20 protein-coding genes and 1 pseudogene are annotated in these 24688 nt (G+C 68.9%); 9 read left to right on the plus strand and 12 right to left on the minus strand.

Going from position 1 to position 24688, the window contains the following annotated elements; all coding sequences use genetic code 11:
• Window positions 1-137 precede the first annotated feature (137 nt).
• Window positions 138-1961, minus strand: coding sequence for a hypothetical protein (locus A176_RS36195; RefSeq protein WP_002633837.1), 1824 nt, complete (start codon window positions 1959-1961; stop codon window positions 138-140).
• A gap of 179 nt (window positions 1962-2140) precedes the next feature.
• On the opposite strand from A176_RS36195, the gene A176_RS36200 reads away from it, so the two are divergent.
• Together A176_RS36200 and A176_RS36205 are read left to right on the plus strand one after the other, a co-directional pair.
• Window positions 2141-2605 (plus strand): acyl-CoA thioesterase, encoded by a 465-nt coding sequence (locus A176_RS36200; protein WP_002633836.1) that lies wholly within the window; start codon window positions 2141-2143, stop codon window positions 2603-2605.
• On the plus strand, window positions 2602-3372 hold the full coding sequence (locus A176_RS36205; RefSeq protein ID WP_002633835.1) for a methyltransferase domain-containing protein: 771 nt from the start codon (window positions 2602-2604) through the stop codon (window positions 3370-3372). Before A176_RS36200 ends, A176_RS36205 begins: the two co-directional genes overlap by 4 nt.
• A gap of 52 nt (window positions 3373-3424) precedes the next feature.
• Here A176_RS36205 and A176_RS36210 read toward each other — a convergent pair whose 3' ends face one another.
• Window positions 3425-4138 (minus strand): immunity 52 family protein, encoded by a 714-nt coding sequence (locus tag A176_RS36210; RefSeq protein WP_021781204.1) that lies wholly within the window; start codon window positions 4136-4138, stop codon window positions 3425-3427.
• Between the two features lie 12 nt (window positions 4139-4150).
• Window positions 4151-4357 (minus strand): annotated as a pseudogene (locus tag A176_RS41310) (AHH domain-containing protein); the annotation flags it as partial.
• A gap of 173 nt (window positions 4358-4530) precedes the next feature.
• Here A176_RS41310 and A176_RS39500 point away from each other — a divergent pair.
• Window positions 4531-4701: a hypothetical protein gene (locus A176_RS39500; RefSeq protein WP_002633833.1), complete on the plus strand. Its 171-nt coding sequence runs from the start codon at window positions 4531-4533 to the stop codon at window positions 4699-4701.
• 157 nt (window positions 4702-4858) lie between these two features.
• On the opposite strand, the gene A176_RS36220 is transcribed toward A176_RS39500, so the two are convergent.
• The 4 genes from A176_RS36220 to A176_RS36235 all read right to left on the minus strand — a co-directional run bounded on the left by A176_RS36220 (window position 4859) and on the right by A176_RS36235 (window position 9145).
• On the minus strand, window positions 4859-5758 hold the full coding sequence (locus tag A176_RS36220) for a hypothetical protein (RefSeq protein WP_144429681.1): 900 nt from the start codon (window positions 5756-5758) through the stop codon (window positions 4859-4861).
• Window positions 5755-6339: a DUF6932 family protein gene (locus tag A176_RS39000; protein WP_420811423.1), complete on the minus strand. Its 585-nt coding sequence runs from the start codon at window positions 6337-6339 to the stop codon at window positions 5755-5757. The genes A176_RS36220 and A176_RS39000 overlap by 4 nt, the downstream gene beginning before the upstream one ends.
• Before the next feature lie 427 nt (window positions 6340-6766).
• Window positions 6767-7033 carry a hypothetical protein gene (locus A176_RS36225; RefSeq protein ID WP_049872433.1) on the minus strand — a complete coding sequence of 89 codons (267 nt, stop codon included), beginning with the start codon at window positions 7031-7033 and terminating at the stop codon, window positions 6767-6769.
• Window positions 7034-8062: 1029 nt separating this feature from the next.
• Window positions 8063-9145 carry a hypothetical protein gene (locus A176_RS36235; protein WP_002633830.1) on the minus strand — a complete coding sequence of 361 codons (1083 nt, stop codon included), beginning with the start codon at window positions 9143-9145 and terminating at the stop codon, window positions 8063-8065.
• 201 nt (window positions 9146-9346) lie between these two features.
• Between A176_RS36235 and A176_RS36240 the strand changes: the two genes are divergently transcribed.
• The 4 genes from A176_RS36240 (at window position 9347) to A176_RS36255 (ending at window position 13022) form a co-directional block, all read left to right on the plus strand.
• Window positions 9347-9730: an Mpo1-like protein gene (locus tag A176_RS36240; protein WP_002633829.1), complete on the plus strand. Its 384-nt coding sequence runs from the start codon at window positions 9347-9349 to the stop codon at window positions 9728-9730.
• A 172-nt stretch (window positions 9731-9902) separates the two neighbouring features.
• Complete coding sequence (locus tag A176_RS36245; protein WP_002633828.1) at window positions 9903-11969, plus strand: carbon starvation CstA family protein; 2067 nt, start codon at window positions 9903-9905, stop codon at window positions 11967-11969.
• Between the two features lies 1 nt (window position 11970).
• A complete protein-coding gene (locus tag A176_RS36250) occupies window positions 11971-12174 on the plus strand; it encodes a YbdD/YjiX family protein (protein ID WP_002633827.1) in 204 nt (67 codons plus the stop codon).
• A gap of 125 nt (window positions 12175-12299) precedes the next feature.
• A complete protein-coding gene (locus A176_RS36255; RefSeq protein ID WP_002633826.1) occupies window positions 12300-13022 on the plus strand; it encodes a YebC/PmpR family DNA-binding transcriptional regulator in 723 nt (240 codons plus the stop codon).
• A 60-nt stretch (window positions 13023-13082) separates the two neighbouring features.
• Here A176_RS36255 and A176_RS36260 read toward each other — a convergent pair whose 3' ends face one another.
• From A176_RS36260 to A176_RS36275, 4 genes are all read right to left on the minus strand, one after another.
• Window positions 13083-13886 (minus strand): lectin OAA family protein, encoded by an 804-nt coding sequence (locus A176_RS36260; protein ID WP_002633825.1) that lies wholly within the window; start codon window positions 13884-13886, stop codon window positions 13083-13085.
• A gap of 298 nt (window positions 13887-14184) precedes the next feature.
• A complete protein-coding gene (locus tag A176_RS36265) occupies window positions 14185-18645 on the minus strand; it encodes a discoidin domain-containing protein (RefSeq protein ID WP_226994098.1) in 4461 nt (1486 codons plus the stop codon).
• A 298-nt stretch (window positions 18646-18943) separates the two neighbouring features.
• The gene (msrA, locus tag A176_RS36270) at window positions 18944-19600 is read right to left on the minus strand and encodes a peptide-methionine (S)-S-oxide reductase MsrA (RefSeq protein ID WP_002633822.1); all 657 of its coding nucleotides are present in this window, start codon (window positions 19598-19600) and stop codon (window positions 18944-18946) included.
• Window positions 19601-19684: 84 nt separating this feature from the next.
• Window positions 19685-21715 carry an ATP-binding protein gene (locus tag A176_RS36275; RefSeq protein WP_002633821.1) on the minus strand — a complete coding sequence of 677 codons (2031 nt, stop codon included), beginning with the start codon at window positions 21713-21715 and terminating at the stop codon, window positions 19685-19687.
• A 230-nt stretch (window positions 21716-21945) separates the two neighbouring features.
• Here A176_RS36275 and A176_RS36280 point away from each other — a divergent pair, with 230 nt between their 5' ends.
• Together A176_RS36280 and A176_RS36285 are read left to right on the plus strand one after the other, a co-directional pair.
• A complete protein-coding gene (locus tag A176_RS36280) occupies window positions 21946-22908 on the plus strand; it encodes an ornithine cyclodeaminase family protein (RefSeq protein ID WP_002633820.1) in 963 nt (320 codons plus the stop codon).
• On the plus strand, window positions 22905-24293 hold the full coding sequence (locus tag A176_RS36285) for an MFS transporter (RefSeq protein WP_044889928.1): 1389 nt from the start codon (window positions 22905-22907) through the stop codon (window positions 24291-24293). Before A176_RS36280 ends, A176_RS36285 begins: the two co-directional genes overlap by 4 nt.
• A 3-nt stretch (window positions 24294-24296) precedes the next feature.
• Here the strand turns inward: A176_RS36285 and A176_RS36290 are convergent, their stop codons facing one another.
• Window positions 24297-24539: a DUF2171 domain-containing protein gene (locus tag A176_RS36290; protein ID WP_002633818.1), complete on the minus strand. Its 243-nt coding sequence runs from the start codon at window positions 24537-24539 to the stop codon at window positions 24297-24299.
• Between the last annotated feature and the right edge of the window lie 149 nt (window positions 24540-24688).

Below are 24688 nucleotides of genomic sequence, written 5' to 3' on the forward strand. Positions count from 1 at the left end.
TTCGCGTGCCAACGCGGAGGGCGGGTTCAACCGCGCGGAGTCCCAGTGGGCGGCGTGGACTCGCGCGGTGACGGTTGTGCGCTTCTGGGACGGCGGGTGTCCGGTGGTGACACGGCCCCGCCCGAACGGCTCGTGCGTCAGAGGCGGATGGGCGGCTCGATGAGCTGGGGCTCGGTGGCCTTCGCGTCGTCCGGGTCGAAGGCGGGCGCGTAGGGCCCGGCGTGCGTCTCCTTCCACTTGCGGGGCACGCGCTCGACGCCCACCGGGAAGACGGTGAGCCGGCCATCCTCGCCAATGCGCAGCCGCAGGAAGTTCTTCCAGTCCGGTGAGGCCAGCGAGATGAAGGCCTCGTTGGAGTGGGCCCCGAAGCGATTCACGCTGAGCCACAGGTACAGGCCCATGACGAAGGGGCCCACGAGGAAGCCGCCCAGGAAGGTGAAGCTGGAGGACAGGAGGAACTTGCCCGCCAGGTGCCACCAGCCGGCTTCACAGTGGATGCCGTCCGACGCGAGCTCCGGACAGACGCCCAGTCCGCTCACCGTGAGGTAGGTCGCCCCCCAGGCCACGAAGAAGGCGGCCGCGATGTGCGCGAGCCCATGGAGTGTTCCCGCCAGGGTTCTCCATTTGCCGAAGGCCGAGTCCGCCATCCCGATGAGCCCCCCGATGGTGCCCAGGCCCAGCACCAGCGTCCAGGGCCGGGCCACCATGCTGTTGGCCACCGCGAGGATGACCTGTGGGAGCTGCGATATCCCGAAGGAGCCCACCTCCGCGAAGGCGGCCAGCGCGAGCAGCAGGTACAGCGCGCCCGTCATCAAACCGAAGAGCGGACTGTGGCGGATGAGCAGGAGGTTCTGCCGCGCGAGCCGCCGCGACGTCCATTCATCCGGGAAGCTCTTCTGGAGCGTGTAGCCGTCCCGCAGGACATGGGCGGAGGGCGCGTGCGTGGGATGGAGGAACGCGCCACCACCGCCCGCGGTGATTTTCTGCCGACCCCCGGCGTCCTCGTGCCGCCGGTAGTGGTGCAGGTCGCCCGCGAGGAAGACGTTGATGCGGCGGCCGAACACCTTCTCCTGGAGGTACTCCAGGTTGTTCTCCAGGTAGCTGCCCTTGCGCCGCTCGGTGGCCGCGAGAATCCAGGCGGGCTCCGCGTTGCAGAGGATGATGCGGTCCTCGGGGCCCATGTGGCTGGCCACCTCGCGGAAGTACTCCACCTGCGGCACGTCGATGTCGCTGTTGAGCTGCACGTCCGTGCCGATGAGCCACCAGCGCTGCGGCAGCTTCAGGGCGAAGTAGCTGCGGCTCTGCCGCGTGCGGCGCCCGGCAATCCACCGGCTCGCGCAGAACAGTCTCAGGAAGGCGCCGAGCCCGTCGTACCAGTCATGGTTGCCCGGAATCACGAACAGGTCCGGGCTGGGCGCGTGCGAGCGGCGCATGGCCGCTTCGTAGGGCTGGACGAGCCGCTCGTCGTAGATTTCGCGGCTGGCGCCGGGGTACACGCCGTCGCCGCCGAAGATGAGCAGCCGGCCGCGCCGCGTGTCGTGGGGCTCCGCCTGGGGCTCGCCGCGCACGGACAACGCGAGTTCGGGCAGGGCCAGCAGCCGCGCCACCGCGTAGGTGGAGTTCCAGCCGTCGCCAGTGTCCGACACGTAGTCCAGCCAGAAGCCGCCCTCCGGCATGGGCTCCTGCGAGTAGTCGAAGTAGGGGACCTGGGGACGCACCACCGCTTCGATGAGCCGCTGGTCCGCGCGCGCGCCGAACACCGCCGCCACCACCGCGTCCAGGCCCGTGCGCAGCAATTGAGCGGGGTGCAGCCAGCGCACCATGTCCGCCCGCTTCGCTACCCGCGCGGCGAGTCGCTGGTCGGAGAGCGGCGGGCCTTCTCGTGACGAGACCGCGTAGGGGCGCGTGACTTCGCGTTCGGGTTCGCGCTCCGGTGCCGGCTGTTCGCGCTCAGCGGCCATGGCGAGGCTGTTCCAGGCGAGAGCAGGAGAGGACGGCGAGCCCGGTGGCCGCGGGCAGGGAGGCGCTGAATCGTGAACGCATGGCAGTCCTGGATTACCACGTTCACACCCCCCGACTGGAGAGCAGGCAGGCGCGGTTCGCGGTTCCCAGGGGCGCTCGGGTGGGGCACCCTGGGGGCATGCCGGATTCGCCGCTCAAGGATTTCCCGGTGGTTGTCGCCTTCCCCCTCCACTGGGGGGAGATGGACGCCTTCGGCCACGCCAACAACACGCGCACCTTCACGTGGTTCGAGACCGCTCGCATCACCTACTTCGCGCGCATCGGCCTGACGGGGCCCTCCGCTGCGGGGAATGACCGGATGACCGGGGGCGGGATTGGCCCCATCCTGGCCGCGACGAACGCGGACTATTTGCGTCCCGTCCTGTTTCCCACGCGCCTGGTTGCGGGCTGCCGCGCCACGCGCATCGGCACGTCGTCCATCACCCTGGAGCACGCGGTGGCTGGGGAGGACGACGGCGTCCTCTACACGCGGGGAAGCGCCGTCATCGTCACCCTCCGCTACGCCACCCACGAGAAAATCCCTGTCCCCGCGGAGATTCGCGAGGCCATCGAGGCGCTCGAGGGGCGCTCCTTCAGCGCGTGACCGACGACACGCTGGGGTTCTACGAGGGCATGGCGGAGGAGTATCACCTGCTCTTCGCCAACTGGCCGCAGGTGGTGGAGCGCCAGGGGGCCATGCTGGACGCGCTGCTGCGCCGCTGTGGCGCGCCGCCGCCGCGGCGGGTGCTGGACTGCGCGTGTGGCATTGGCACGCAGGCGCTGGGCCTGGCGGGACGGGGGTACAGCGTTCACGCCACGGACTTGAGTCCCGCCGCCGTGGCGCGCGCCGAGCGTGAGGCCCGTGTGATGGGCGTGCAGCTCACCACGGGCGTGGCGGACATGCGCGCGCTGGGCACGCAGGTGGCGGGCACCTTCCCCGTGGTGGTGGCGTTGGACAACGCGGTGACGCACCTGCTGACGGATGCGGATCTGGACGCGGCGGCACGCGCCATGGCGTCGAAGCTGGCTCCCGGCGGTCTGGTGGCGTTGAGCGTGCGCGACGCGGAGACGCTGGTGGAGCGGCAGCCGCGCTTCACCTCGGAGCGACTGCTGGAGGCGCCCGAGGGGCGCCGCATCCTCTTCCAAATCTGGGACTGGGCGGCGGACGGGCGCACGTACACGGTGCACCAGTTCATCCTCCGCCCCGAGGGCAAGGGCTGGCAGGCGACTGAACACACCGGTGTGTATCGCGCCCTGCAACGCGTGGAGCTGGAGCAGGCGCTGACGCGCGCGGGGCTCGTGGACACGCGGTGGTACTCGCCGGAGGAGACGGGCTTTCATCAGCCCATACTCACGGCGCGGCGGGCCTGAGCCGGGTGCTTGGGCCCGTGGCGCAGGGAGTCCGCTGTTCGGCTCCCTCGACCTACGGTTGAGCCTGGAGCGGCCGCATCAGCCCTGCTTGCTCCAGCGTGGCATGCACCACCTCCGCCAGGGCGACATGTTCCGGGTTGCTAGCCGTGAAGCGCTCAGGCGTGAGGATGATGAGGGTGCCCTTGTCTTCCACCTGCTCGAGGCGCACCGGCGCGGGTAGCGGAGGCACCGCTCCTCGCTGGCGAGCGACGTATATGAGCCAGCCTGCGAACGTGCCCGGGTCAGCGAATTCCGACGACATGTCCCGATGGCTGACGGACGTGGCGATGGCCCATTCCGGCTCCCATGCCAGCGCCATTGCGCTCACGACCTGGGCGAGTGTCACCGAGGAGAGGAGTCGCTCCGCAACAGGTCCAGTCGAGGGAAGCGTGAGGGTGCAGCGATCCAGTACATGTCGCGAGCGCGAACCGCACGAGATGTTCGCCACGCTGCTTCCAACGACTGAGCCGTTCCAAGCAGCGAAAGCAACGTCTCCCGCCCCTTGCTGGTACTTCTCCATCGCGAACAGGCCTGTCAGCGCCCTGTGTTCGAGCTCGACTCCACGCTTTCGCGCAGCATCCGGAGAGTTCGCTTGTTCGAACCACTGTGCGAAAGCGTCGTCGATGAGCGCCAACCTGCGGAAGAAGGACTCGGCACGTCGAGCGTACGCATCCACGGGCTCCCTGCGTCCCGGCCAGTAGCCGCCAGCGTAGTATTTTTCGGTCATCTGGCTCCGTGCCTACAAGGCTGGCGGGGTGTGTACGACGCGAATCCTACCGAGGCCTTCATTCCTGAATAGCTCACGGACGAAATCCGCGGCCTCGCGCTCCGCGAAGTGCCAGCGAATCGGCGTGCCGTTGGCCACTTCGAGCTGACGCTCGGCTTGAACCACAATCTTTCTGAAGCCCTGAAACCAGCCGCCGTTCTCCGCTGCATCGGGGATGAACTTGGCGTAACTTGAGGGTTAGCGCCGCCCTGGGCGGACAGGGCGAGCACTGGCACCGTGGCTTCAGCACCCGCCAGCGCGCCTGTCACCGTGCGTGTCGTAGCCGCGGCCGTGCCCGTCGTGATAACGAGAGGGGTGGCCAACTCGGCCGTGTCCTCTCCGATGTGCCCGTGATGTCGGGCTACCTGGAAGCCCAGGCCGGCGTGTTCTCGCTTTTCGGCGCCTACGCGCGCCTGGAGGCGGGGGCACGGCTCCGGTCGAACCTTGGGCTATTCGCCTTCGGTGAGGCCAATGCGCGCGAGCGCATGGCTGGCGCGGCCGTGAGGTGGACGTTCGGTTGGTGAAGTGTGGCGACTCGCTCCAAAGCACCGGGGCGGGCCGCTTTGTCCCAGGGGCGGCGACGCGCCTTGGTGTGGCGGCTGTTTGGTCCGGGGATGCACGTTGGCAGGCGACGATCTTCGAGCTGAGGGCGTCTCCCCAGTTGCTGGCCTTTTTGCAAGCCTATGACTGGGCCTTATCCTGCGGCGGGTGGAGGCTCACCAGCGTGTGGCTCTTCTTCAATGGACGACCCGGACGAGCAACAATTGTCGTCTGAATCCGAGCAACGCATGGCTTGAAGGCGAATCGTTGCAAATCCTCATCGGAGACAAGTCCGCCCAGCTTACCCTTGTAGATACTGCCCGCCGCGTCCATGTGCTCGAACTGTCGAGAGGAGCCAGTAAGGAAGCCTCGGAGCGTGCCTGGAATGCTGGCCTCAGTGACAGCAGGCTCGGTCTCTTCCATCCAGCCGAAGGCACGGAAGAGGTGTTGCTCCGAAAGTGCCACCTCGCTGGAGTCGCTTACGAAGCGAAGGGTGGCACTCGAGTTGGCGAGCACCTTCACGAATTCATGAAGCGATTTGAGAACACGAGGATCCGCTTCGCTCATGAATTGTGCGAATGAATCCTCTTCGGCGGCTAAGTATTGGAGTACGCCAGATGTTTCTTCGACAGCAGCTTTCGCCTGCTGAATGTTAACTGGAGCTTCTTCCATCTGGGTGAGTTCAAAGCCAAACGAGCCTCTGGCAATGCCAGTGATGTGGAGGCGAAAGTCCTTGTTCTGTGCGCCGCCGCCCCGTGCAACCCCCACTTTTTCAACTAGCGATTGGAAGCGGGCGAGCGCGTCGGCCGCAAAGGGGGCCTCGATGCCCTCTTGTGCCAGCACAGGCTGTCCCCCAAAGAAGAGGGTGGCCTGTGCAGGATCGGGTACGTCCGCCAAGCGAAGCAATTCCTCTTTGATAGCGTCTAAGCGCGACTCTAGGCCGATTCGTTCAATGAATTGTCCTGGAGCAAGGCGCCGCAAGAGGGAGTCTGCTGCGGCGTGCTCGGCCTGCAGAAACGTTCTTCGATTTGACCGGCTCATCCTGCCTTCCTCTGCAAGCCTGAAAGAAGAGCCAGAAGTTTTGCTCGGGCTTCAACGTCATCTTCGCCCGAACCCAGGGGCAGTTGTACGAACCCCTTCCAGGCATAGGTTCCACGACGATGTGAGAAGAGCCCATACCAGTAGGAAACCTGATCCACCAGGGATGTAGCAAGTTGTTCAGGCGTGACGCTGTGGCCGGAAGGATAGCTCAGCGGAATCGTATATGCGTCACAGTGATACGTGGCCTTGGTGTCTTGCGAACGGAAAAGGGGCATGGCCGTCGCGGGGATCGAAACGAACGGGACATGGAGGAAGTTCACCACATCGACATCATTGGGCTCCCGCTCGATGGCTTCAACAAAACTCCCAGTTAGCCACTGGTGACCATCGAGGAAACCCGTACCCCGAAGTGCATCACGATAGTCAAGGAGTCCCAGGAGGATTTGCATCCGATGTGGGGACGTTGCGAACCGTTCGATTGCCTCGTCCCAGGTCGTTGGATACGGTGACCGATAGTGGGACGTGGGGTTCGCCGCATCGAACGGCGGAATAAGCCCTTCCCGATTGTGGTCTGGCACCATGCGAATTGTCCCCCTAGCAATGTTGACCTCGCACGTTCGTGATGCGCGAATCACCGCGTTCTATCGAGAATCTGACCTCGGCCTCAATGGGTCATCCCTGACGCTCTTTTCCTCCCTCCGATTGACGCTGATCGTAGCGTGAGTGATGGCAGGCGAGAAGCCGCGCATGGTGCCTGCCGCCCCACGAAATCTCAGTCGTCGTGCCTGCCCAGGGCGCCAATGAGCCCGCGCTTGACGCGCATTAGCGGCCCGCCGCACCAGCCCTTCCTATCGGGCTCGCGAGGGGAGGGGGCGGGGGCTCGGGCTCGCCGCGGAGTCGGCGCAGGTCGCGGGCGTAGTCGTCCCGTACGCGCTTGCGGCGGAGCTGCTCAGTAGTCTGGGCGGGCGGTATGTCTCGACGCATGCCCCGGTAGACGGGACGCGCACGTCACGCGGGCGGCACGAGGAAGTCTTGCTCCACGTGATCGAGCTGCGCGTCCTGGTGGGTGAGGGCGTCGCGGGCCGTGGGCAGCCAGGCGCCGCAGTTGAGGCATTCGGCCACCGCCTGAATCTGCTCGCCCCGTGTCATGTGTCGGAATCGCTCGAAGTATTCCGGTGAAGAAGCGATGAGCGCCGCCACGCCAGCGGGCAGATTCTTGAGGGCAGCGAAGCTATCCATCGGATAGGTGAGGAAGTGGCCTACGGAGAGCGCCACCTTACGGCCGCCGCTTCAGCTCCGTCCAGCGTGAGCCCGACGTAGTCTGCGTCATCGTAGACCTCCGCCAGCGTGTGCCTATCCGCTTCCCGCAGCTCGCCATCCAGCAACCGATGGACACCCGTGCGTCCGTCGTAGCAGCGCTCCAGCTCGAAGCAGTGCGCCCCTCCCGCCACTCGACAGGCGCCACGAGTTGTTGTGCCTTCCCACTGCGCACCCATGCGAGGCAGCCGTCAGGCCGAAGCACCGCCACTCCGGAGATGCGCTCGGCTTGGCGCAGCAGCGCGGCGCGCGACATCTCGCCCTCTTTCAGCGCCTTGTGTAGCAAGTGGCCGACGGCGAGGCGTGAGGGAAACTGTCCCAACGTAACGGGCTTTCCCAACAACACCTTCAGCAGCCGCGCCGCCTGGGGTGGGCTGAGAGGGCCGCCAGCCACTGGACGCACGTCCCGCTCCGCGATGCCCGCGCGCAAGAGCAGGGCTTCCCATTCATCCACACGCGAGGGTCCATGTGTTACGGTGCCGCCCACGGTCGGCGTCATGCTGTCTGCCGAGTTCTCGCGGAAGGCTTGACGGCGACTCAGCCTCGTCGCTTCAGCGAAACTCGCGAGGACGGGCTGCGCAACCGTCAGGGCACGGGGCGAGTCCCCTTTTGGCGCCCCTGGCCGCGTGTTCTTAAACGCGACACTCGAGGCAGGAGTCGGCTTTCGCCCCTGATTCGAGGTGGGCGCAACCGAGGCACAACCTGTCGCCATCTGCACCACGGCAACTACCAGGACGCTGGCGCGCAGGGTCCCCCTCCAGTCAATTCGAGTCGAGCGCACCCGACCACAGCGCTTCTACAGGGGTGAATCCGTCGTCACCGCAGGAGGGTGCAACACCACCGTTGTCGTCTCCAGACGCATTCAGCGGCCTGCGCCGTGCAGATGGAAAACTTTGCTGGGATGCGTGTGATTGAGGGCCGCCGTCAACAGTACAGCTCCCTGGACCCGACGCGTGAATGGAGCGGCTGGGCACGTCGGCGTGAGTCTCAACCTCCGCCGCGCTTCGCCTCCGCCGGAGCATTGGGATGTCTGGCGAGCAGCATCCGCAACTGCGGCTGACGCCGCACCGCCTCCTGCTTCAACAGGTGCGCGATGAGTGCCGGTGGGGCCGCGCTCCAGCGGGCGATGTTCTGGATGAGCATGGGCGAGCGGTAGGTGCGCCCGCACAGCAGTGACGCTGTCTTCCCATCCACCGGCAGGCCGATGAGCGCCGCCAGCGCGCGGCCTTCCGTGTTGAGGATGAGCTCCACTTTCTCCTCCGCGGGACCGCTGGAGAAGCGCTGCCGCAGCACCTCGCGTGCCGAGCGCCGCGTGGACTCCGGCACGTCGCGGTCGTTGCCCACCTTGTGCAACTCCATGAGCCGGCGCGCGCTCCACAGCCGCCGGAAGAGGCTGGCGGGAAGTTGTGGATTGCGCACCAACCAGCGCCGCACGCCCGTGTCCACCGCGAAGGCCGCGCGAGCACACAGCGCCTCCAGCCCCACGGGGTTGCGGTGGTAGCGCGCCACCAGTCGTGCGTGGGGCAGGCCCGTGCGCGCGTTCTCCAGCACGGCCTTGATGACGGCGGGCACCGGGTCGAAGCAGAGCGCGGACAGGACCGGGTCCTCCGCCGCGTGCGCGTGGGCGACGCGCTGGTCCTCCGGGAGCGGGTGGAGCCGCACCTCGAAGAGCTGGCGGTAGTTGCCCAGCGCCGCCTCGGGCTCCTCCTCATCGCCGGGGACATCCTCCGGCGCGGCCGCGGCCTCGGGGCCGTCCTCGTCCTGCTGCGTCAAATCGAGGACGGGCAGTTCCTCCGCGTCGACAGGGGCCTCTGGGGGCGGAGGCGTGACGCGCTGCGGCTCGAACGCCGAGGGCGGGGACGCGGGGGCCGGGGTGGGCAGCAGCGCGCCCTGGGTGACGAGCCGGGACAGAATCACCTGAAGCCGCTCCGGGGGCAGCCCCGTCAGCGCCGGCAGGTTCCTGGCGGGCGTGGTGCCATCCAGGCGCGAGAGCACGAAGCCCTCTTCCGGACTCAGGGCCAGCGTCCGCAGGTCGACCGCGGGGTTCGGCTTGGGCGTCCATTCCGTCATCGCGCCAGAGTCTTTCATGACCTGTGGAGCGCGCGTAGGCCCGGGCTCGGAAGCGCGGCAGCGCGGTGGAAAACACGGCTGGTGCTGGACGGCCTGCCTGGCCGGTGGCCGTGCGAGGTGGACTCCCCCGTGTCCATGCCTACACGCTGCGGCGTCCAGACGGGTTGACGGGAGGGCGCCCTGAGGCCCTAACTTCACTTCATGTCTGACCGCATCGAGACCTATGCCGAGTTTTGGCCGTTCTACCTGCGGGAGCACGCGCTGCCCTCCACGCGTTGGCTTCACTTCACGGGCACCAGCCTGGGCGTGGGCCTGGGCGTGACGGCCGCCGCCACGGGCCGCGCCGCGCTGATTCCGGCCGCGCTGGTGGCCGCCTACGGCTTCGCGTGGTTCAGCCACTTCGTCATCGAGCGGAACAAGCCGGCGTCCTTCAAGTACCCGCTCTGGTCGTTCATCTCCGACTTTCGCATGGCGGGACTGATGGCCGCGGGACGGCTGGGGCCGCACATGGAGCGCGCGCTGGACGGAGGCATGGGCTCCGGACAGGTGAACCGCGCGGTGCCCGCGGCGCAGCAGGCCCCCTGATGCGCGCCGGTCCAGGGCTCACGGCGAGGCCGTGACACCCGGGCCGGACGTGTTGACGGACGACAGTCGGCGCCGGGCATTTGTCACCCAGGCCGGACAGTCCGAGCTATAGCCGCCCGTGACAGGCTGGCCCGCACCGTTCACGGGTGGGCACGGCCGCACGGAGGCCGGCATGGGTGGAGTCGCGCGGAAGTTGGGCTGGGTGCTGCTCGCCGCCGTGGGCGCGGTGAGCCTGGGCACCATCGCCTTGCATCGAGGCGAGAGCATCAACGCCATCTGGTTGGTGGTGGCGTCCGTCTCCGTGTACCTCATCGGCTACCGCTTCTACGGGAGCTTCGTCGCGCGCAAGGCGCTGGCGGTGGACCCCACGCGCGCCACGCCGGCGCACCTGCGCAACGACGGTCTGGACTACGTGCCCACGGACAAGTGGGTGCTGTTCGGCCACCACTTCGCCGCCATTGCCGGCGCCGGTCCGCTGGTGGGCCCGGTGCTGGCCGCGCAGATGGGCTATCTGCCCGGCACGCTGTGGATTCTGGTGGGCGCGGTGCTGGCGGGCGCGGTGCAGGACTTCGTCATCCTGGTCTTCTCCGTGCGCCGCGACGGCAAGTCCCTGGGCGACATGGTCCGCCTGGAGCTGGGCGCCGCCGCCGGTGTGACGGCGATGATTGGCGTGTTGATGATCATGATGATCATCCTCGCCGTGCTGGCGCTGGTCGTCGTCAAGGCGCTGGCGCACAGCCCCTGGGGCACCTTCACGGTGGCGATGACGATGCCCATCGCGGTGTTGATGGGGCTCTACCTCCGCTACCTCCGCCCCGGCCGCGTGCTGGAGGTCTCCATCGCGGGCTTCGTGCTGCTGATGCTGTCCATCTGGCTGGGCGGCCACGTCGCCGAGCACCCGACGTGGGGCGCGGCCTTCACCTTCGACGCGAAGTCGCTGGCGTGGATGCTCATTGGCTACGGCTTCTGCGCGTCCGTGCTGCCGGTGTGGCTGCTGCTGGCGCCGCGCGACTACCTGTCCACGTTCCTGAAGATTGGCACCGTGCTGCTGCTGGCGGTGGGCATCATCCTGGCCGCGCCCGAGCTGCGGATGCCCGCGGTGACGCGCTTCATCGACGGCAGCGGCCCGGTGTTCTCCGGCGGGTTGTTCCCCTTCCTGTTCATCACCATCGCCTGCGGCGCGGTGTCCGGGTGGCACTCGCTCATCTCGTCCGGCACCACGCCGAAGATGCTGGCCAACGAGGGGGACGCGCGGATGGTGGGCTACGGCTCCATGTTGATGGAGTCCTTCGTCGCCATCATGGCGCTCATCGCCGCGTCGGTGCTGGACCCGGGCGTGTACTTCTCCATGAACGCGCCGCCGTCGGTGATTGGCACCACGGTGGAGGAGGCCGCGCGCACCATCAGCCAGTGGGGCTTCGTCATCACCCCGGAGGTCCTCAGCCAGACGGCCACGGACATCGGGGAGACGTCCATCCTGTCGCGCGCGGGCGGCGCGCCGACGCTGGCGGTGGGCATGGCGCAGATTCTCCATGGCCTGGTGGCGGGCGAGGGGATGATGGCCTTCTGGTACCACTACGCCATCCTCTTCGAGGCGCTGTTCATCCTCACCACGGTGGACGCGGGCACGCGCGTGGGCCGCTTCATGATTCAGGAGCTGGCGGGCCTCGTGTACGCCCCGCTGAAGCGCACCGAGTCGTGGACGGCGAACATGATTGCCACGGCCATCTGCGTGGCGGCCTGGGGCTACTTCCTCTACCAGGGCGTGGTGGACCCGCTGGGCGGCATCAACACGCTGTGGCCACTGTTCGGCATCGCCAACCAGATGCTGGCCGCCATCGCGCTCACGCTGGCCACGGTGATTCTGGTGAAGATGAAGCGCGAGCGCTACGCGTGGGTCCCGGCGGTCCCCGCGGGCTGGCTGGTCATCTGCACGCTGACGGCGGGCTGGCAGAAGGTGTTCGGGAGCGACCCGCGCGTCTCCTTCCTGGCCCACGCGCGCCAGTTCTCCGCCGCGGCGGAGCAGGGGAAGGTGGTGGCGCCCGCGGCCTCCGTGGAGGAGATGGAGCGCATCATCGGCAACGACTACCTGGATGCCACCCTCACTGGCGTGTTCATGGTGCTGGTGGTGGCCACGGCGCTCTTCGGGGTCCGCGCGGCGCTGGCCGCCTTGCGCTCGCCGGTGCCCACCGCGAAGGAGTCCCCCGCGGTGCCGCTCCCGGCGGCGGAGGTCCCCTGACATGGGCGCCGTGTGGGCATGGCTGGGCCCGGCCTGGCGCCGCGCGGTGCGGGTGGCCCGGCTGATGATTGGTGTTCCCGACTACGACACCTACGTCGAGCACATGCGCCGCCACCACCCGGACCGGGAGGTGATGAGCTACGCGCGGTTCTTCGACGAGCGGCTTCAGGCCCGCTACCGAGGGGGCGGCGGGCGCTGCTGCTGAGCGCCGCTCGGAGGGGGCGCCGGGATGGCCCGGCCGCCGGGCGGCCTTCCCTGGTGGACATTGGGCCTCCAAGGGGCGCGACAGGGAGTAGCCACGCGGAACGTGGCCGACCTATACATCCTCCCATGGGACGCATTTTCGAGACACGCAAGGCCACGATGATGGCCCGCTGGAACAAGATGGCGAAGGTGTTCACGCGGATCAGCAAGGACATCGCCATCGCGGTGAAGTCCGGTGGGCCGAATCCCGATTCGAACTCCACGCTGCGCCGGGTGCTCCAGAACGCCCGCGCCGCGAACATGCCGAAGGACAAGGTCGACGCGGCCATCAAACGCGCGAGCGGCCAGTCGGCGACCGACTACGAAATCGTGCTCTACGAGGGCTACGCCCCCCACGGCATCGCGCTGCTGGTGGAGACGGCGACGGACAACGTCGTGCGCACCGTGGCGAACGTGCGCATGCGCTTCAACAAGTACAGCGGGAATCTGGGGACCAGCGGCAGCGTGGCCTTCATGTTCCAGCGCATGGGCGTGTTCCGGCTGAGCCCGGAGGGGCTGGACCTGGACTCGCTGGAGCTGGAGCTCATCGACCACGGCCTCCAGGAGATGGGCGAGGGCGTGGGCGAGAAGGGTGAGAAGCAGATCATCATCCGCTCCGCCTTCGCGGATTTCGGCCAGCTCCAGGCCGCCATCGAAGCGAAGGGCCTGACGCCCGTGTCCGCGGATTCGGAGTACGTGGCGCAGACCCCCGTCGAGCTGCCCGAGGACAAGGCCACCGAGGTGCTGGAGCTGGTGGACTCGCTGGAGCAGGACGACGACGTCCAGCGCGTGTTCCACAACCTGGCGTGAGCCGTGAGGCCCGGCCGGCCCGCGAGTCGGGGCCGGCCAGGCCATGGCCACGCGCGGAGGTCAGCCGAGGCTGGCGCGGAAGCCGATGGGGCCCTCGCCGTTGTAGGTCATGTCGCCCGAGAGCGTCTTGCCGCCGTCGCCAGACGCGACCTTGAGGGCGACGACGTTCTGGCCGTTACGGGCGCCAATCATCCAGAAGCCACCCGGGTTCCAGGGCGCGGAGTTGCCGCCCCACTGGTTCTCCACGGTGTAGGTGTCCGGCGAGGTCAGCGTGCCCCGGAAGCCGATGGGGCCCTCGCCGTTGTACGTCATGGTGCCGGTGAGCGTCTTGCCGCCGTCCGTGGACTTCGCGTCGACGTTGATGACGTTCTGCTTGCCGCGGGTGCCCAGCACCCAGACGCCGCCGGGCTGCCAGGGCGCTGTCTTTCCGCCCCACTGGTTCTCCACGGAGTAGCTGTCGCCTTCCGTCACTTCGCTCTTGAAGCCGATGGGGCCCTCGCCGTTGTAGGTCGTGGTGCCCGTGAGCGTCTTGCCGCCGTCCGTGGACTTGATGCTGACGGCGACGATGTTCTGCTTGTTGCGCGCGCCGAGCACCCACGTGCCGCCCGGTTGCCAGGGCGCGGAGGAGCCACCCCACTGGTTCTCCACCCGGTAGTTGTTCGCCTCCAGCAGGGTTCCGCGGAAGCCGATGGGGCCTTCGCCGTTGTACGTCATGGTGCCCTTCAGCGTCTTACCGCCGTCGTCGGACTTGATGTCGAAGGCCACCACGTTCTGCTTGTCCCGGGCTCCAATGAGCCAGAGCCCACCGGGATTCCACGCCGCCTGCGAACCGCCCCACTGATTCTGAACAAGATACGCGGCCATTCTTGACGTCCTTTGAGTCGAGATTGGGACTGACGTGAGTTGCGGGCTGGAGCCATGACGGGGGTCGTCGGCTCCGCGCGGCCCCGAAGCAGAGGTCGTGCCATGCGTCTCGGGACGTCGTCTTCCGGAGGGGCTGCACCTGCGGGCTGAGGTGATTGCCCTGGAGGGTAGGGTCCGGAGGCCACCGTGTCGGGTAGGGTTCGTTTGATATGTCTTTGAGGCTAGGACCGCGGGGCGTCGCCCCTTGGGGCTGGGTGGCCACCGCCCGAGTCGCGGTGGCCACCGGGGTGTTATCTGACTACTTGGTGAAGGTGATGGGGCCGTTGGACAGCGTGCTGTTGCCCGCACCGTCCACCGCGCGCACCCGCCACGTGTGGCTGCCCGTGGAGAGGCCCGTCACGGACATCTGTTCCGTGCCCACGCCGTACACCGCGAACTCCCACAGCGAGTACCCGTAGGCGGTCGCGCGCTCCACGCCGCGCATCCGCACGTAGCGCCCGACGCCGTTCAGGCCGGTGAGGTCATCCACCCCGCCGTTGCCGGCCGCCTCCGTGTGCAGCGTCCGCCAGCCGGTGCTGCCGTCGATGGACGTCTCCACCACGTACCGGCGGCCGTACGCGGCCTCCCAGCTCAGCACCACGCGCTTGAGCGAGTACACGGCGCCCAGGTCCACGGTGATGGACTCCGTGTCGGGGCTGGGCACGTCGTTGCGGCTGGCCCAGCGCGTCTCCGGGTTGCCGTCCACCGCGTCGTTGGGGCTGCCGAACTCGGACGAGGTGGCCGACACGTTGCGGCCCAGCGCCAGGTTGGTGGTGGGGCCCACGTAATCCCGGGGCGTCACCGCGGGCGTGCGGTCCGCGCCGTCCACCACCAGGACGTAGCGCGCCACGCCCGCGCCCACGTCCGTGGTCTGCTCCCAGATGAACGTCGTGGACGTGCCCGGCACCGACGCTCCGGCCGCCGGAGACAGCGCGGTGAAGGCCGCGGGCGGCGCGGTGTCGTTGAGCGTGAAGGTGGCCGTGGCGGACGTCGTCACGCCGCCCGCCCAGTTGTAGGCCCGCACGAACCAGGTGTGCGCGCCGTTGCCCAGGGACACGTTGGTGAGCGTCGTGGAGGGCGTCCGCGTCGTCGCCACCGGGAAGGGGCTGCCGTCCAGGAAGACCTCGTAGCGGTGGATGCCCGTCTGCGGGTCGGTGCTGGGCGTCCAGGTGAAGGTGGGCCGCGTGGTGATGGTGGAGCCCGGCGCCGGCGTCAGCAGCGTGAAGGCCGTGGGCGGCGTCGAGTCCGACAGCCCGAAGCCCTGGATGCCCGCGCCGTACTGGAACAGCGGGTTGCCGTAGATGGGGGAGATGGGCAGGCCCTGGGCGATGCGCTGGCGAATCTCCGCGCGCTGGGCCGCGGTGGCGCCCACGTCGAAGGGCAAATCCCAGTGCTCCAACTGGTTCGTCTCCACGTCGGTGCCAATCTGGTCCAGCGAGCGCGGGAGCTGCCAGGGGAGTTGGCCGCGCGGCAGCACGTCACCGAAGAGGACGTCCGCCACGGCGACGCCGCCCATGTCGCCGGGCCGGTACGCCATCAGCAGCGCGTTCGTCTGCGGCACCACGTTGGTCAGGATGTAGGGCCTGGGCAGAATCATCACCGTCGTCACCGGGATGTTCTGCGCCCGGTAGCCGGTGATGAGGCCGTATTGGTTGCCCCACTGCGGCTCGTGCGGAGGGCCAATCGGGTCGCCGGGCAGGTAGGGCTTCTCCTTGTCCCACTCGGTGCCGTGGGTGAAGTAGCTTTCGCCCACCACGACGATGGCCGCGTTGACGGTGACGCCCGCGGGCGCCGCGTCCTTGTAGACGGTGATGCCGTCCTGCTCCGCGCGCTGCTTGATGGCTTGATAGATGGTGAGGTCGCCGAACTCCGTCCCGTGGAAGTCGGAGCGCCACGTCACCATGCAGGCCGGGTCATCCGCGCGAGGCCCCGCCACCACGATGCGCGAGCCCGCGGGCAGCCGCAGCGGCAGCGCGCCGTCGTTCTTCAGCAGCGTCATCGCGTTCTGCGCCGCGCGGCGCACCAGCGCCTTGTGGTCCGCCGTGTGCCACTCCGACATGCCCGCGGGGCCGTTGCGGTACGGGTCCTCGAAGATGCCCAGGCGGAACTTCAAATCGAGAATCTTCCGCACGGCCTCGTCGATGCGAGCCGGCGTGACGACGCTCTCGAAGTCGCCCATCTGCAGCGGGTTGGCGCCGCCCATGACGTCCGAGCCCGCCATCGCCGAGCGCGACCACGCACCGGACGGCAGCCAGTCCGAGCAGATGACGCCCGTGTAGCGCAGTTGATTGCGCAGGTAGTTGAGGATGCCGGGGTTGTCTCCGGCGCCCCAGCCCTCCGGCCCCAAGAGCCAGCTTCCGGCGTAGCCGGGCATGATGCCGCTGGTACCCGCCTCGATGGCCGCGTGCCACGGACGCATGTGGTAGTGGATGGTGGTGCCGTCGTAGGTGATGCCGCCCTCGCCGCCCGCGCCCTGGCCCGGCCAGTGCTTGGTGGTCACCCAGAGGGAGTGCGGGTTCACCTCGGGGCCGCCCTGGAGGCCGGCAATCAACGCGCGCGTCATGCCCGCGGCCAGGTCGGCGTCCTCGCCACCGCCTTCCTGGATGCGCGGGTAGAGCACCTTGGTGCCCACCTCGGCCAGCGGTGACAGCGTGCCGCGGCTGCCCACCGCGAGCTGCTCGCGGCGCTGCATGTCACCCAGCTCGTAGACGGTGTCCAAATCCCGCGACGCGGCGAGCGCGGGCTGCGTGGGCCAGCTCGTCTTGAAGCCGTGGATGGTGTCACCCGCGTCGATGTGCGGGATGCCCAGGCGCGTGGCCGCGGAGGCGCGCTGGAAGCTCACGATGTCCGTCGGGGAGAGCGGCCCCATGGTGAAGCCGGCCTGGGGCACCGTCCGGGCCTCGTAGAACATCTGGAGCGCCTTCTCGTGCGGCGTCATGCGCGCCATCAAGTCGTTGACGCGCACGGAGATGGGGTTGGCCCAGTCCTCGTACGGGTCGATGACGCCGTTCTTGTTGAGGTCGCGCCGGCCGTTGATGAGCGCGACGCCGTCCGGGGCCGTCTCCACCACGGGCAGGTAGACGCTGAAGGTGCGCAGGTCGGAGCGGCTGGTTCCGCCACCGCCCAGGTTGGCCACGATGTACCACTTGTACGTCCAGCGGTCGGGCAGGTCCTGCGGCAGCGTGAAGGACGTGCCGGTGGTGGTGCCCACCTGGGTGAAGCGGTTGAGCAGGCTGCCCGGCGCCATCCAGTCGTAGTCATTGCGGCTCAGGTTGACGAACACCGTGTAGCCGGTGGCGCCGGTGACGGGCGCCCACTGGAGCGTGGGCCGGCGGGTGGTGGTGATGACGGCCTCGTTCGCGGGCGCCACCACGCGGAAGGCGCCGGCGACGGCGGGCGGCGCGGGCGCCTGGTAGGGGTCAGGGATGATGGTGCGGTCGCGGCCGTCGGGGCCGGTGGTGATGGTGAAGATTTCAACGCGCCACTCCGCGCCCTGGACGGCCAGCGCGGACACGGACTGGCCGCGCAGCACGGTGCCGGTGGACGTGGTGACGACCAGCCGGATGTCGGTGTTGGGCGCGGTGGGGGAGAACTGGTTCTTCGACATCGTCACCACGGTGTTGGGCGCGAAGGTCAGCTCGTAGGTGAAGGGCCCGGGCGGGTTGCGTACCGACGGGGTGGTGTTGCCCTCCTCGGGCGTGGGCGTGACGCTGAGGGGCGCGGGCGACACGTTGATTTTCGCGTACGCCAGCTCCGGGAACATCAGCCTCACCGTCTGCGGCGTCGTCTGCGGCGGCGGCTCCTGGGGGCCACCGCCGGGCGCGTAGACCTCGAAGGACCAGAGGGAGTACCCGTACCCGGTGCCGCGCTCGATGCCGCGCATGCGCACGTAGCGGGCGGTGCCCGACACGGTGATGCTGCGGCTGCCGGGCGCGCCGTCGGTGATGGTGGGTGCCAGCGCCGTCCAGGTGGTGTCGTTGGTGGAGCCCTCAATCACGTACCGCCGGGCGTAGGCGCCCTCCCAGTCCAGCACCACGCGGCCGAGCTGCTGGTTCGAGCCCAGGTCCACCCGAATCCACTGCGCGTCGGACGTGTCGTCGGAGGACCAGCGCGTCGTCGAGTCACCATCCACCGCGTAGGCCGGCATCAGGTGCGCGACGTTGCCCTCCACGCTGGAGGCCGTCGCGGGCCGGCTGCGGGCCAGGTCGCCCGAGGCGTGCGCGCCGCCGTACACGGCGAACTCCCACAGCGAATAGCCGTAGTCGGGGGCGCCCCGCTGCGTCCCGAGGATGCGGACGTAGCGGCCGTTGCCCGTCACCGCGAGGTCGTCCACGCCGCCGTCACCGTCGGTGATGACGCGAACGTCCTGCCAGGTCGTGGTGTTGTTGGAGACCTGCACGCGGTAGCCCCGGCCGTACGCCGTCTCCCACGTCAGCACCACGCGGGTGATGTCCGTGGGCTGGCCCAGGTCCACGTAGAGCCACTCGCCCTCCGCGAACAGGCTGCCCCAGCGCGTTCCTCCGTCACCATCCACGGCGAAGTTGCCGGTGAGGCCCTCCTGCGAGGAGGACGTCACCACCGGCCGGTTGAGCGCGAGGTTGGGCCCGGATTGGGCCTCCGCGCGAGCGCCCAGGGCGGCGCACAGCCATACCGCGACGACAGCGCAGGCCCTGGCCAAAGACAGCCAGGCACCCCGCAGGGGGAGAATCGGCACACTCATAGGGAAAAGCGGACCGCTGGAGAAAGTGAGGGGAGGGGTGAACCAGCGCGCAGCGACGATGAACGGCGTCCGAGCGGTCCTTTCCTTTCTGCCTCTCATTCTATTCGTTCGGCATCGCAACAAAGTCAAACCAGGGTCGGACAACGCGTTAAGTCGAGGAAGTCATGTGTAGGGCCTGGAGCGCACGGCTCCCGCCACACGATTCTTTTGCGCTGTCTTTGTCTGGGATTGCACCGCGTGCCGGTACGGCGGGCGCATGGGAGTCCTCACACGCGCCCGCGCACGTCGGCGTCCTGCTTCAGGCGTTGACGCCCACGCCCACCGGGCAGCTCACGCCGGTGCCGCCCAGGCCGCAGTAGCCTCCCGGGTTCTTCTCCAGGTACTGCTGGTGGTAGTCCTCGGCGAAGTAGAAGGCGGGCGCCGGGAGCACCTCGGTGGTGATGGCGTCGAAGCCCCGCGCGGACAGGGCCTGCTGGTACGCGTCCCGGCTGGCCTCGGCGGCGCGCTGCTGGGCCTCGCTGGTGACGTAGATGCCGGAGCGGTACTGCGTGCCCACGTCGTTGCCCTGGCGCATGCCCTGCGTCGGGTCATGGCTCTCCCAGAACACGCGCAGGAGCTGCTCGAAGGGGATTTTCTTCGGGTCGAAGACGACGCGCACCACCTCGTTGTGGCCGGTGAGGCCGCTGCACACCTCGCGGTAGGTGGGGTTGGGCGTCAGTCCGCCCGCGTACCCCACCGCGGTGCTGTACACGCCCGGCGTCTGGTAGAACTTGCGCTCCGCGCCCCAGAAACACCCCAGGCCGAGGAAGACCTCCTCCATGCCTTCGGGGACGGCGCCCTTGATGGGCGTTCCCAGCACCTCGTGCTTCGGGGGGACGGGCATCTCCTCCGACCGGCCTGGCAGTGCTTCCTCCGGGGTCGGAATCCTCAGCTTCTTGGTGGGATTGAAGAACATGCCCCAAGGAATAGCGACCTTGCGCCCGCGATTCACGCCCAGAAGGGGCCAGCGGCCGGACGAAGGGTGGGCGGCCGTCCCGCCTCACCCCTCCTGTCGGGGCCAGTGGACCGTGAAGCGGGTGCCGTCCTCCCGGGTGGAGCGCACCTCCACGCGTCCCCCGTGGACCCCCACGATTTGGCTGACGATGTAGAGCCCCAAGCCCAGGCTGCGCTTCTTGCGGGCCAGGTCCGGCTGTGGCGCCGCCGAGGGCATGCTCTTGAACGGGTCGAAGAGGCGCGACATCAGCGCGGGGGCAATCGGCTCGCCGACGTTGTGGACGTCCAACACCACCTCGCGTGCCCCGCCGCGCACGGAGACACGCACGGGCCTGTCCTCCTGTCCGTGCTGGAGGGCGTTGGCCACCAGGTTGCCCAGCACCTGTGAGACGCGGTCCGGGTCCCAGCACCCTCGCGTGTCGCCGCTCGTGTCGAACAGGAGCGCCCGCTGCGGGGCGCTGACCTGAAGCTCCTCCAGCGCCGCCTGACACACCTCCGCGAGGTCCATCTGTTGCCGGGCCACGGGAATCCCCCCGCCCAGGCGGCTGCGCGCGAAGTCGAGGATGTCCGTAATCATGCGCCCCATGCGCGCGGTGGCGTTGCGGATGCGGTCCACGGCGCGGCGCTCGGCGGGCTCCAGCTCCTCGGCCCGCGAGAGCAGGAAGGCCGACGCGTTGATGGCATTGAGCGGGTTGCGCAGGTCATGGCCCACCACGGCCATGAGCTGCTCCCGGAAGTCCACCGCGCGCTGGAGCACGGCCTCCGCCTGCTTGTGGTGGGTGACGTCCACCACCGTGCAGCTCAAGCCCTGCACCGTGTCGTCCGGCCCGCGCACCGGGTGGAAGCTGGCCTGGAAGGTCCGGGCGTCTCCGGGGATGGTGAACTCGAACGCGTCCCCGGACTCCCCCGTGTCCATCAGGCGCTGGAAGAGCGGCTCGAAGGTCTCCACGGCCGTCACCGGCGCCATGTCCTGGAAGCGGCGGCCCAGGTGGGCTTCCTTCGTGTGCCCGTTGATGTCCGCCATGGCCTGGTTGATGCGCACGTAGCGCAAGTCGCGGTCCAGCAAGGCAATGCCCATGGGCGTGGAGGACAGCAGCGCGTCCAGTTGTGACAGCGAGCGCTGCGCGTCCGTGTGGGCCTGGCGCTCGCGGGCCTGGAGCCGGGCGTGGACCAGGTGGGCGGTGGCCCGCTGCGCCATGGTGCGGAACAGGAGGGTGTCCGCCTCGGAGAAGACGAAGGCGGTTCGGGAGCTCATGTACGCGACGCCCAGCAGGTGCTCCCCTTCCAGCAGGGGGACGACGTAGACGGCGCGCAAGCCCTCTTGCTTCAAGGCGGGCAACACCACCCGCGGGTCCGTGGACGCCGAGCGCAACGCCATGGGCTGGCGCTGGGCGCCTGCCTCGCCCATGAAGCCCTCGTTCAGGTCCATGGAGATTCCGAGCGCGTCGCTCGCGCCCAGCCCCTCCGCGGCGCGCACCACCAACCGGTCGCCTTCCACCAGCAGCAGCGCCGCCGAGTCCACGGACAGCGCGGACTCCACCAGCACCGTGAGGAGCCGCGATGGGAGGCTGTCCACGGAGGGACTGTCCAGCGCGGCCCGGGTCATGCGGTCCAAGGCCTGGAGGATGCGCTGCCGTCCCTGGGAGAAGGACGTCATGGTCCGGGTGACAATCCGGTCCAGGGCGTCCTCCATCCGCTCCAGCTCGCCCGGGGCGGGAAGGGCCTTCTCCGTCTCGAGCCTGCGGAGGATGCACTTGCGCAGGAGGGCGTACTCGACCGACACCTGTCCCAAATCGAAACCTCCGTCCAGCCGGGACATGGCGTGCTCGTCGGGGACGTCGGTGAGGGGGGCTTCGGGGCCGTGGTCGATGAGGTCCGCGAGCACGCCGAGCAGTTGGGGCATGTGGTCCAGCAACCACGTCGTCTGGGTTTCACGCTCGGGATGGAGCGTCCGCATGACCCGCTGCCAGTCCTCCAGCAATTGAGGTCGTCGGGCGCGCAGGAACTCCGCCACCTCGAGCGTTCGCGTCCTGGGTGCCGCTTCCTTGCCCGCTGTGTGCAACTCCGACTCCAGCATCACCGGCCTCCCGAGGCCCTGTATCCGCCCACGCCGCCGCCTCCTTCCATTCTGGGGATGCAGGTGCTGGCGTGCTTCGTCCGGATGTCCCAGGCGCACGGCCGGTGGGCGCCGCGCGGGACGGAACGGCGCTGCACCGTCCGCCCGGACGTCCAACTTCGGGCGCTTGTCCACAAGGCCGCATCGCAAAGGCTGTGGGCCCGCACGCGCTCGGTTAGGGTGTCTGAAAGATGCGCACGCTCCTGCTGACCCGCTCCGACGTTTCCCGCAACTTGCAGGCCCTTCTCTTGCTGGAGGACATGCGCGAGGCCTTCCGCACCGACGCCCTGGCACGCACCGTGGCGCCGCAGCGTGCCCGGGCGCCCCTGCACGCCGAGGGCACCGCGCTGGTGCTCTTCCCTGGCAGCCTGCCCTCGGTGCCCGCCTATTCGGTGAAGGTCCACGCGAAGTTCCCGGGGCAGTCCCCCGCCCTCCGGGGCGTGGTGCACCTGCATGACGTGGCCACCGGCGCGGTGCTGGCGGTGATGGATTCGGGACACCTGACGGCGGTGCGCACGGGCGTGGTGGGCGCGTTGTCGGCGGAGGTGCTGGCCCGGCCCGACGCGAGCCGAGTGGCGCTCATCGGCGCGGGCCGGCAGGCGGTGATGCAGCTCAAGTCCTTGCGGCTGGTGCGCTCGCTGGACCATGTGCGGGTGTTCGACACGGCGCCGGAGCGCTCGCTCGCCTTCGCCACGCGCATGTATCAAGAGCTGAACCTGCCGGTGCGGATGGCCGAGTCCGCCCAGGAGGCCGTGGAGGACGCGGACATCGTCGTGACGTCGACGTGGAGCCGCCACCCCTTCCTGCTCGCGGGCATGCTGCGGCCCGGCACGCATGTCATCGCGCTGGGCGCGGACGAGCCCGGCAAGGCCGAGCTGTCCGCGGAGCTGCTGCGGGAGTCGCGCTTCATCGTCGACCACCGGGGGCTGTCGCTCTCCTCCGGCGCGGCGGGCGCGGTGGGGCTGGGCGAGGACGCCATCCACGCGGAGCTGGGCGAGGTGATTGCCGGCATGAAGCCCGGCCGCACGTCGCCCGAGGACATCACCGTCTTCGCGGCGGTGGGGCTGCCGTTCCAGGACCTGGCGGCGGCGTGGCACGTCTATCAATCCGCCCAGGGCGATGACGCCGTGGGCAGCGTGGACTTCGACGCATGAGACGCCCGGTGCTGGCCCTGCTGTCGCGCATTGGCCTGACGCGGCCCGAGCTGCGCGCGTGGGCGATGTACGACTGGGCGAACTCGGCCTTCATCACCACGGTCGTCACGGTGGTGTTCCCGCTCTACTACGCCTCCGTGGTGGCGCAGGACCTGCCGCGCGAGGTGGCCACCAGCCGCTTCGCCACCGCCACCGCCGTGGCGCTCAGCGTGGTGGCGGTGCTGTCCCCGGTGCTGGGCGCGCTGAGCGACCGGGCCGGGCGCATCAAGCTGATGCTGGGCTCTTTCGCAGGGCTGGGCGTGGTGGCCACGCTGGGGCTGGCCACGGTGGGGCCGGGGGACTGGGTCTGGGGGCTGGTGCTGTTCGGCCTGGGCAACGTGGGCGTGACGGGCAGCATCGTCTTCGCCGACGCGCTCTTGCGGCACATCGCTCGCGATGACGAACTGGACCGCGTGTCCACCGCGGGCTACGCGCTGGGCTACCTGGGCGGAGGGCTGCTGCTGGCGGCGCAGTTGGTGCTGCTGTTGAAGCCCCAGTGGTTCGGCCTGGCGGACGCGGGGGCCGCCTCGCGCGTGGCCTTCGCCTCCGTGGCGGTGTGGTGGGCCCTCTTCTCCGTGCCGCTCTTCCGGCGCATCCCCGAGCCCGTGCCGGAGGTGAACGCCGCGCGCCCACCGCTGTCGGTGCGCGGCGTCTTCTCGCAGTTGGCGCGGACGTTCGGCGGGCTGCGGAAGCACCGCGAGGCATTGCTGCTGCTGGTGGCTTATCTGCTCTACAGCGATGGCATTGGCACCATCATCCGGCTGTCCACGCTGTACGGCACGGAGCTGGGCATTGGCCGGGGCGCGCTGATTGGCACGCTGCTGATGACGCAGGTGGTGGGCGTACCGTGTGCGGTGTTGTTCGGCAAGGCCGCGGGGCGCGTGGGCGTGAAGAACGCGCTGATGTTCTCCCTGGCCGTGTACGTGGGCGTGACGTTCCTGGGCTACTTCATGCGCACGCCTTTGCACTTCTTCGCCCTGGCGCTGCTGGTGGGCATGGTGCAGGGCGGAAGTCAGGCCTTGAGCCGCTCGCTCTTCGCGCAGATGGTGCCGCGTGACCGGGCCGCGGAGTTCTTCGGCCTCTTCAGCGTCTTCGAGAAGGTCACCGCGGTGGCCGGTCCGCTGGTGTTCGCGGCCACGGTGGAGCTGACGGGCTCCAGCCGGCAGGCGGTGCTGTCCCTGCTGTTCTTCTTCGTCGCGGGCGCGGCGGTGTTGTCGCGGGTGAACGTGGACGCGGGCCGGCGCGCGGCTCGCGAGGCGGAGGCCCAGTCGGGATGGAGCGGTGATGGACCGGTGGCGCCATCACCTGTCCCGGAGCATGCGTCCGACGCGAGCCGCGGCGGCTGAGCGTCAGTGCGCCGTGTGGGGCACTTCCCGAGGCGCGGAGAAGAGGCTGTCGCGCCCGTGGTTGAGCACCACTTCTCCGTCCACGACCTCCCGCACGTCTGACAGGGACACGGCGAAGTCGTGACGGCGGATGAGCCCCTTCTCCACGATGAGCTCGTCGTTGCGCAGCTCGACGATTCGGCCGAGCACGTGCCCGTCGTTGCCGCGCACCTTCATCCCCTTGTGGATTTCAGAACGACTGAACATGGTTGCCTCCCCTAGGGCGGTCCGTGGAGCCCCGTGCGTGAAAGCTGGCCCTGGAAATCAGGGTTGGCACCGGACGGGCGGAGGGCCGCAGCGGTGACGCCCGCGTGTGGCGCGCGGCGGGCAGGCGCTCGGTTGGGGGCCCGCAGGCT

The sequence above is a fragment of the Myxococcus hansupus genome, assembly GCF_000280925.3.
GTDB classification, from domain to species: domain Bacteria; phylum Myxococcota; class Myxococcia; order Myxococcales; family Myxococcaceae; genus Myxococcus; species Myxococcus hansupus.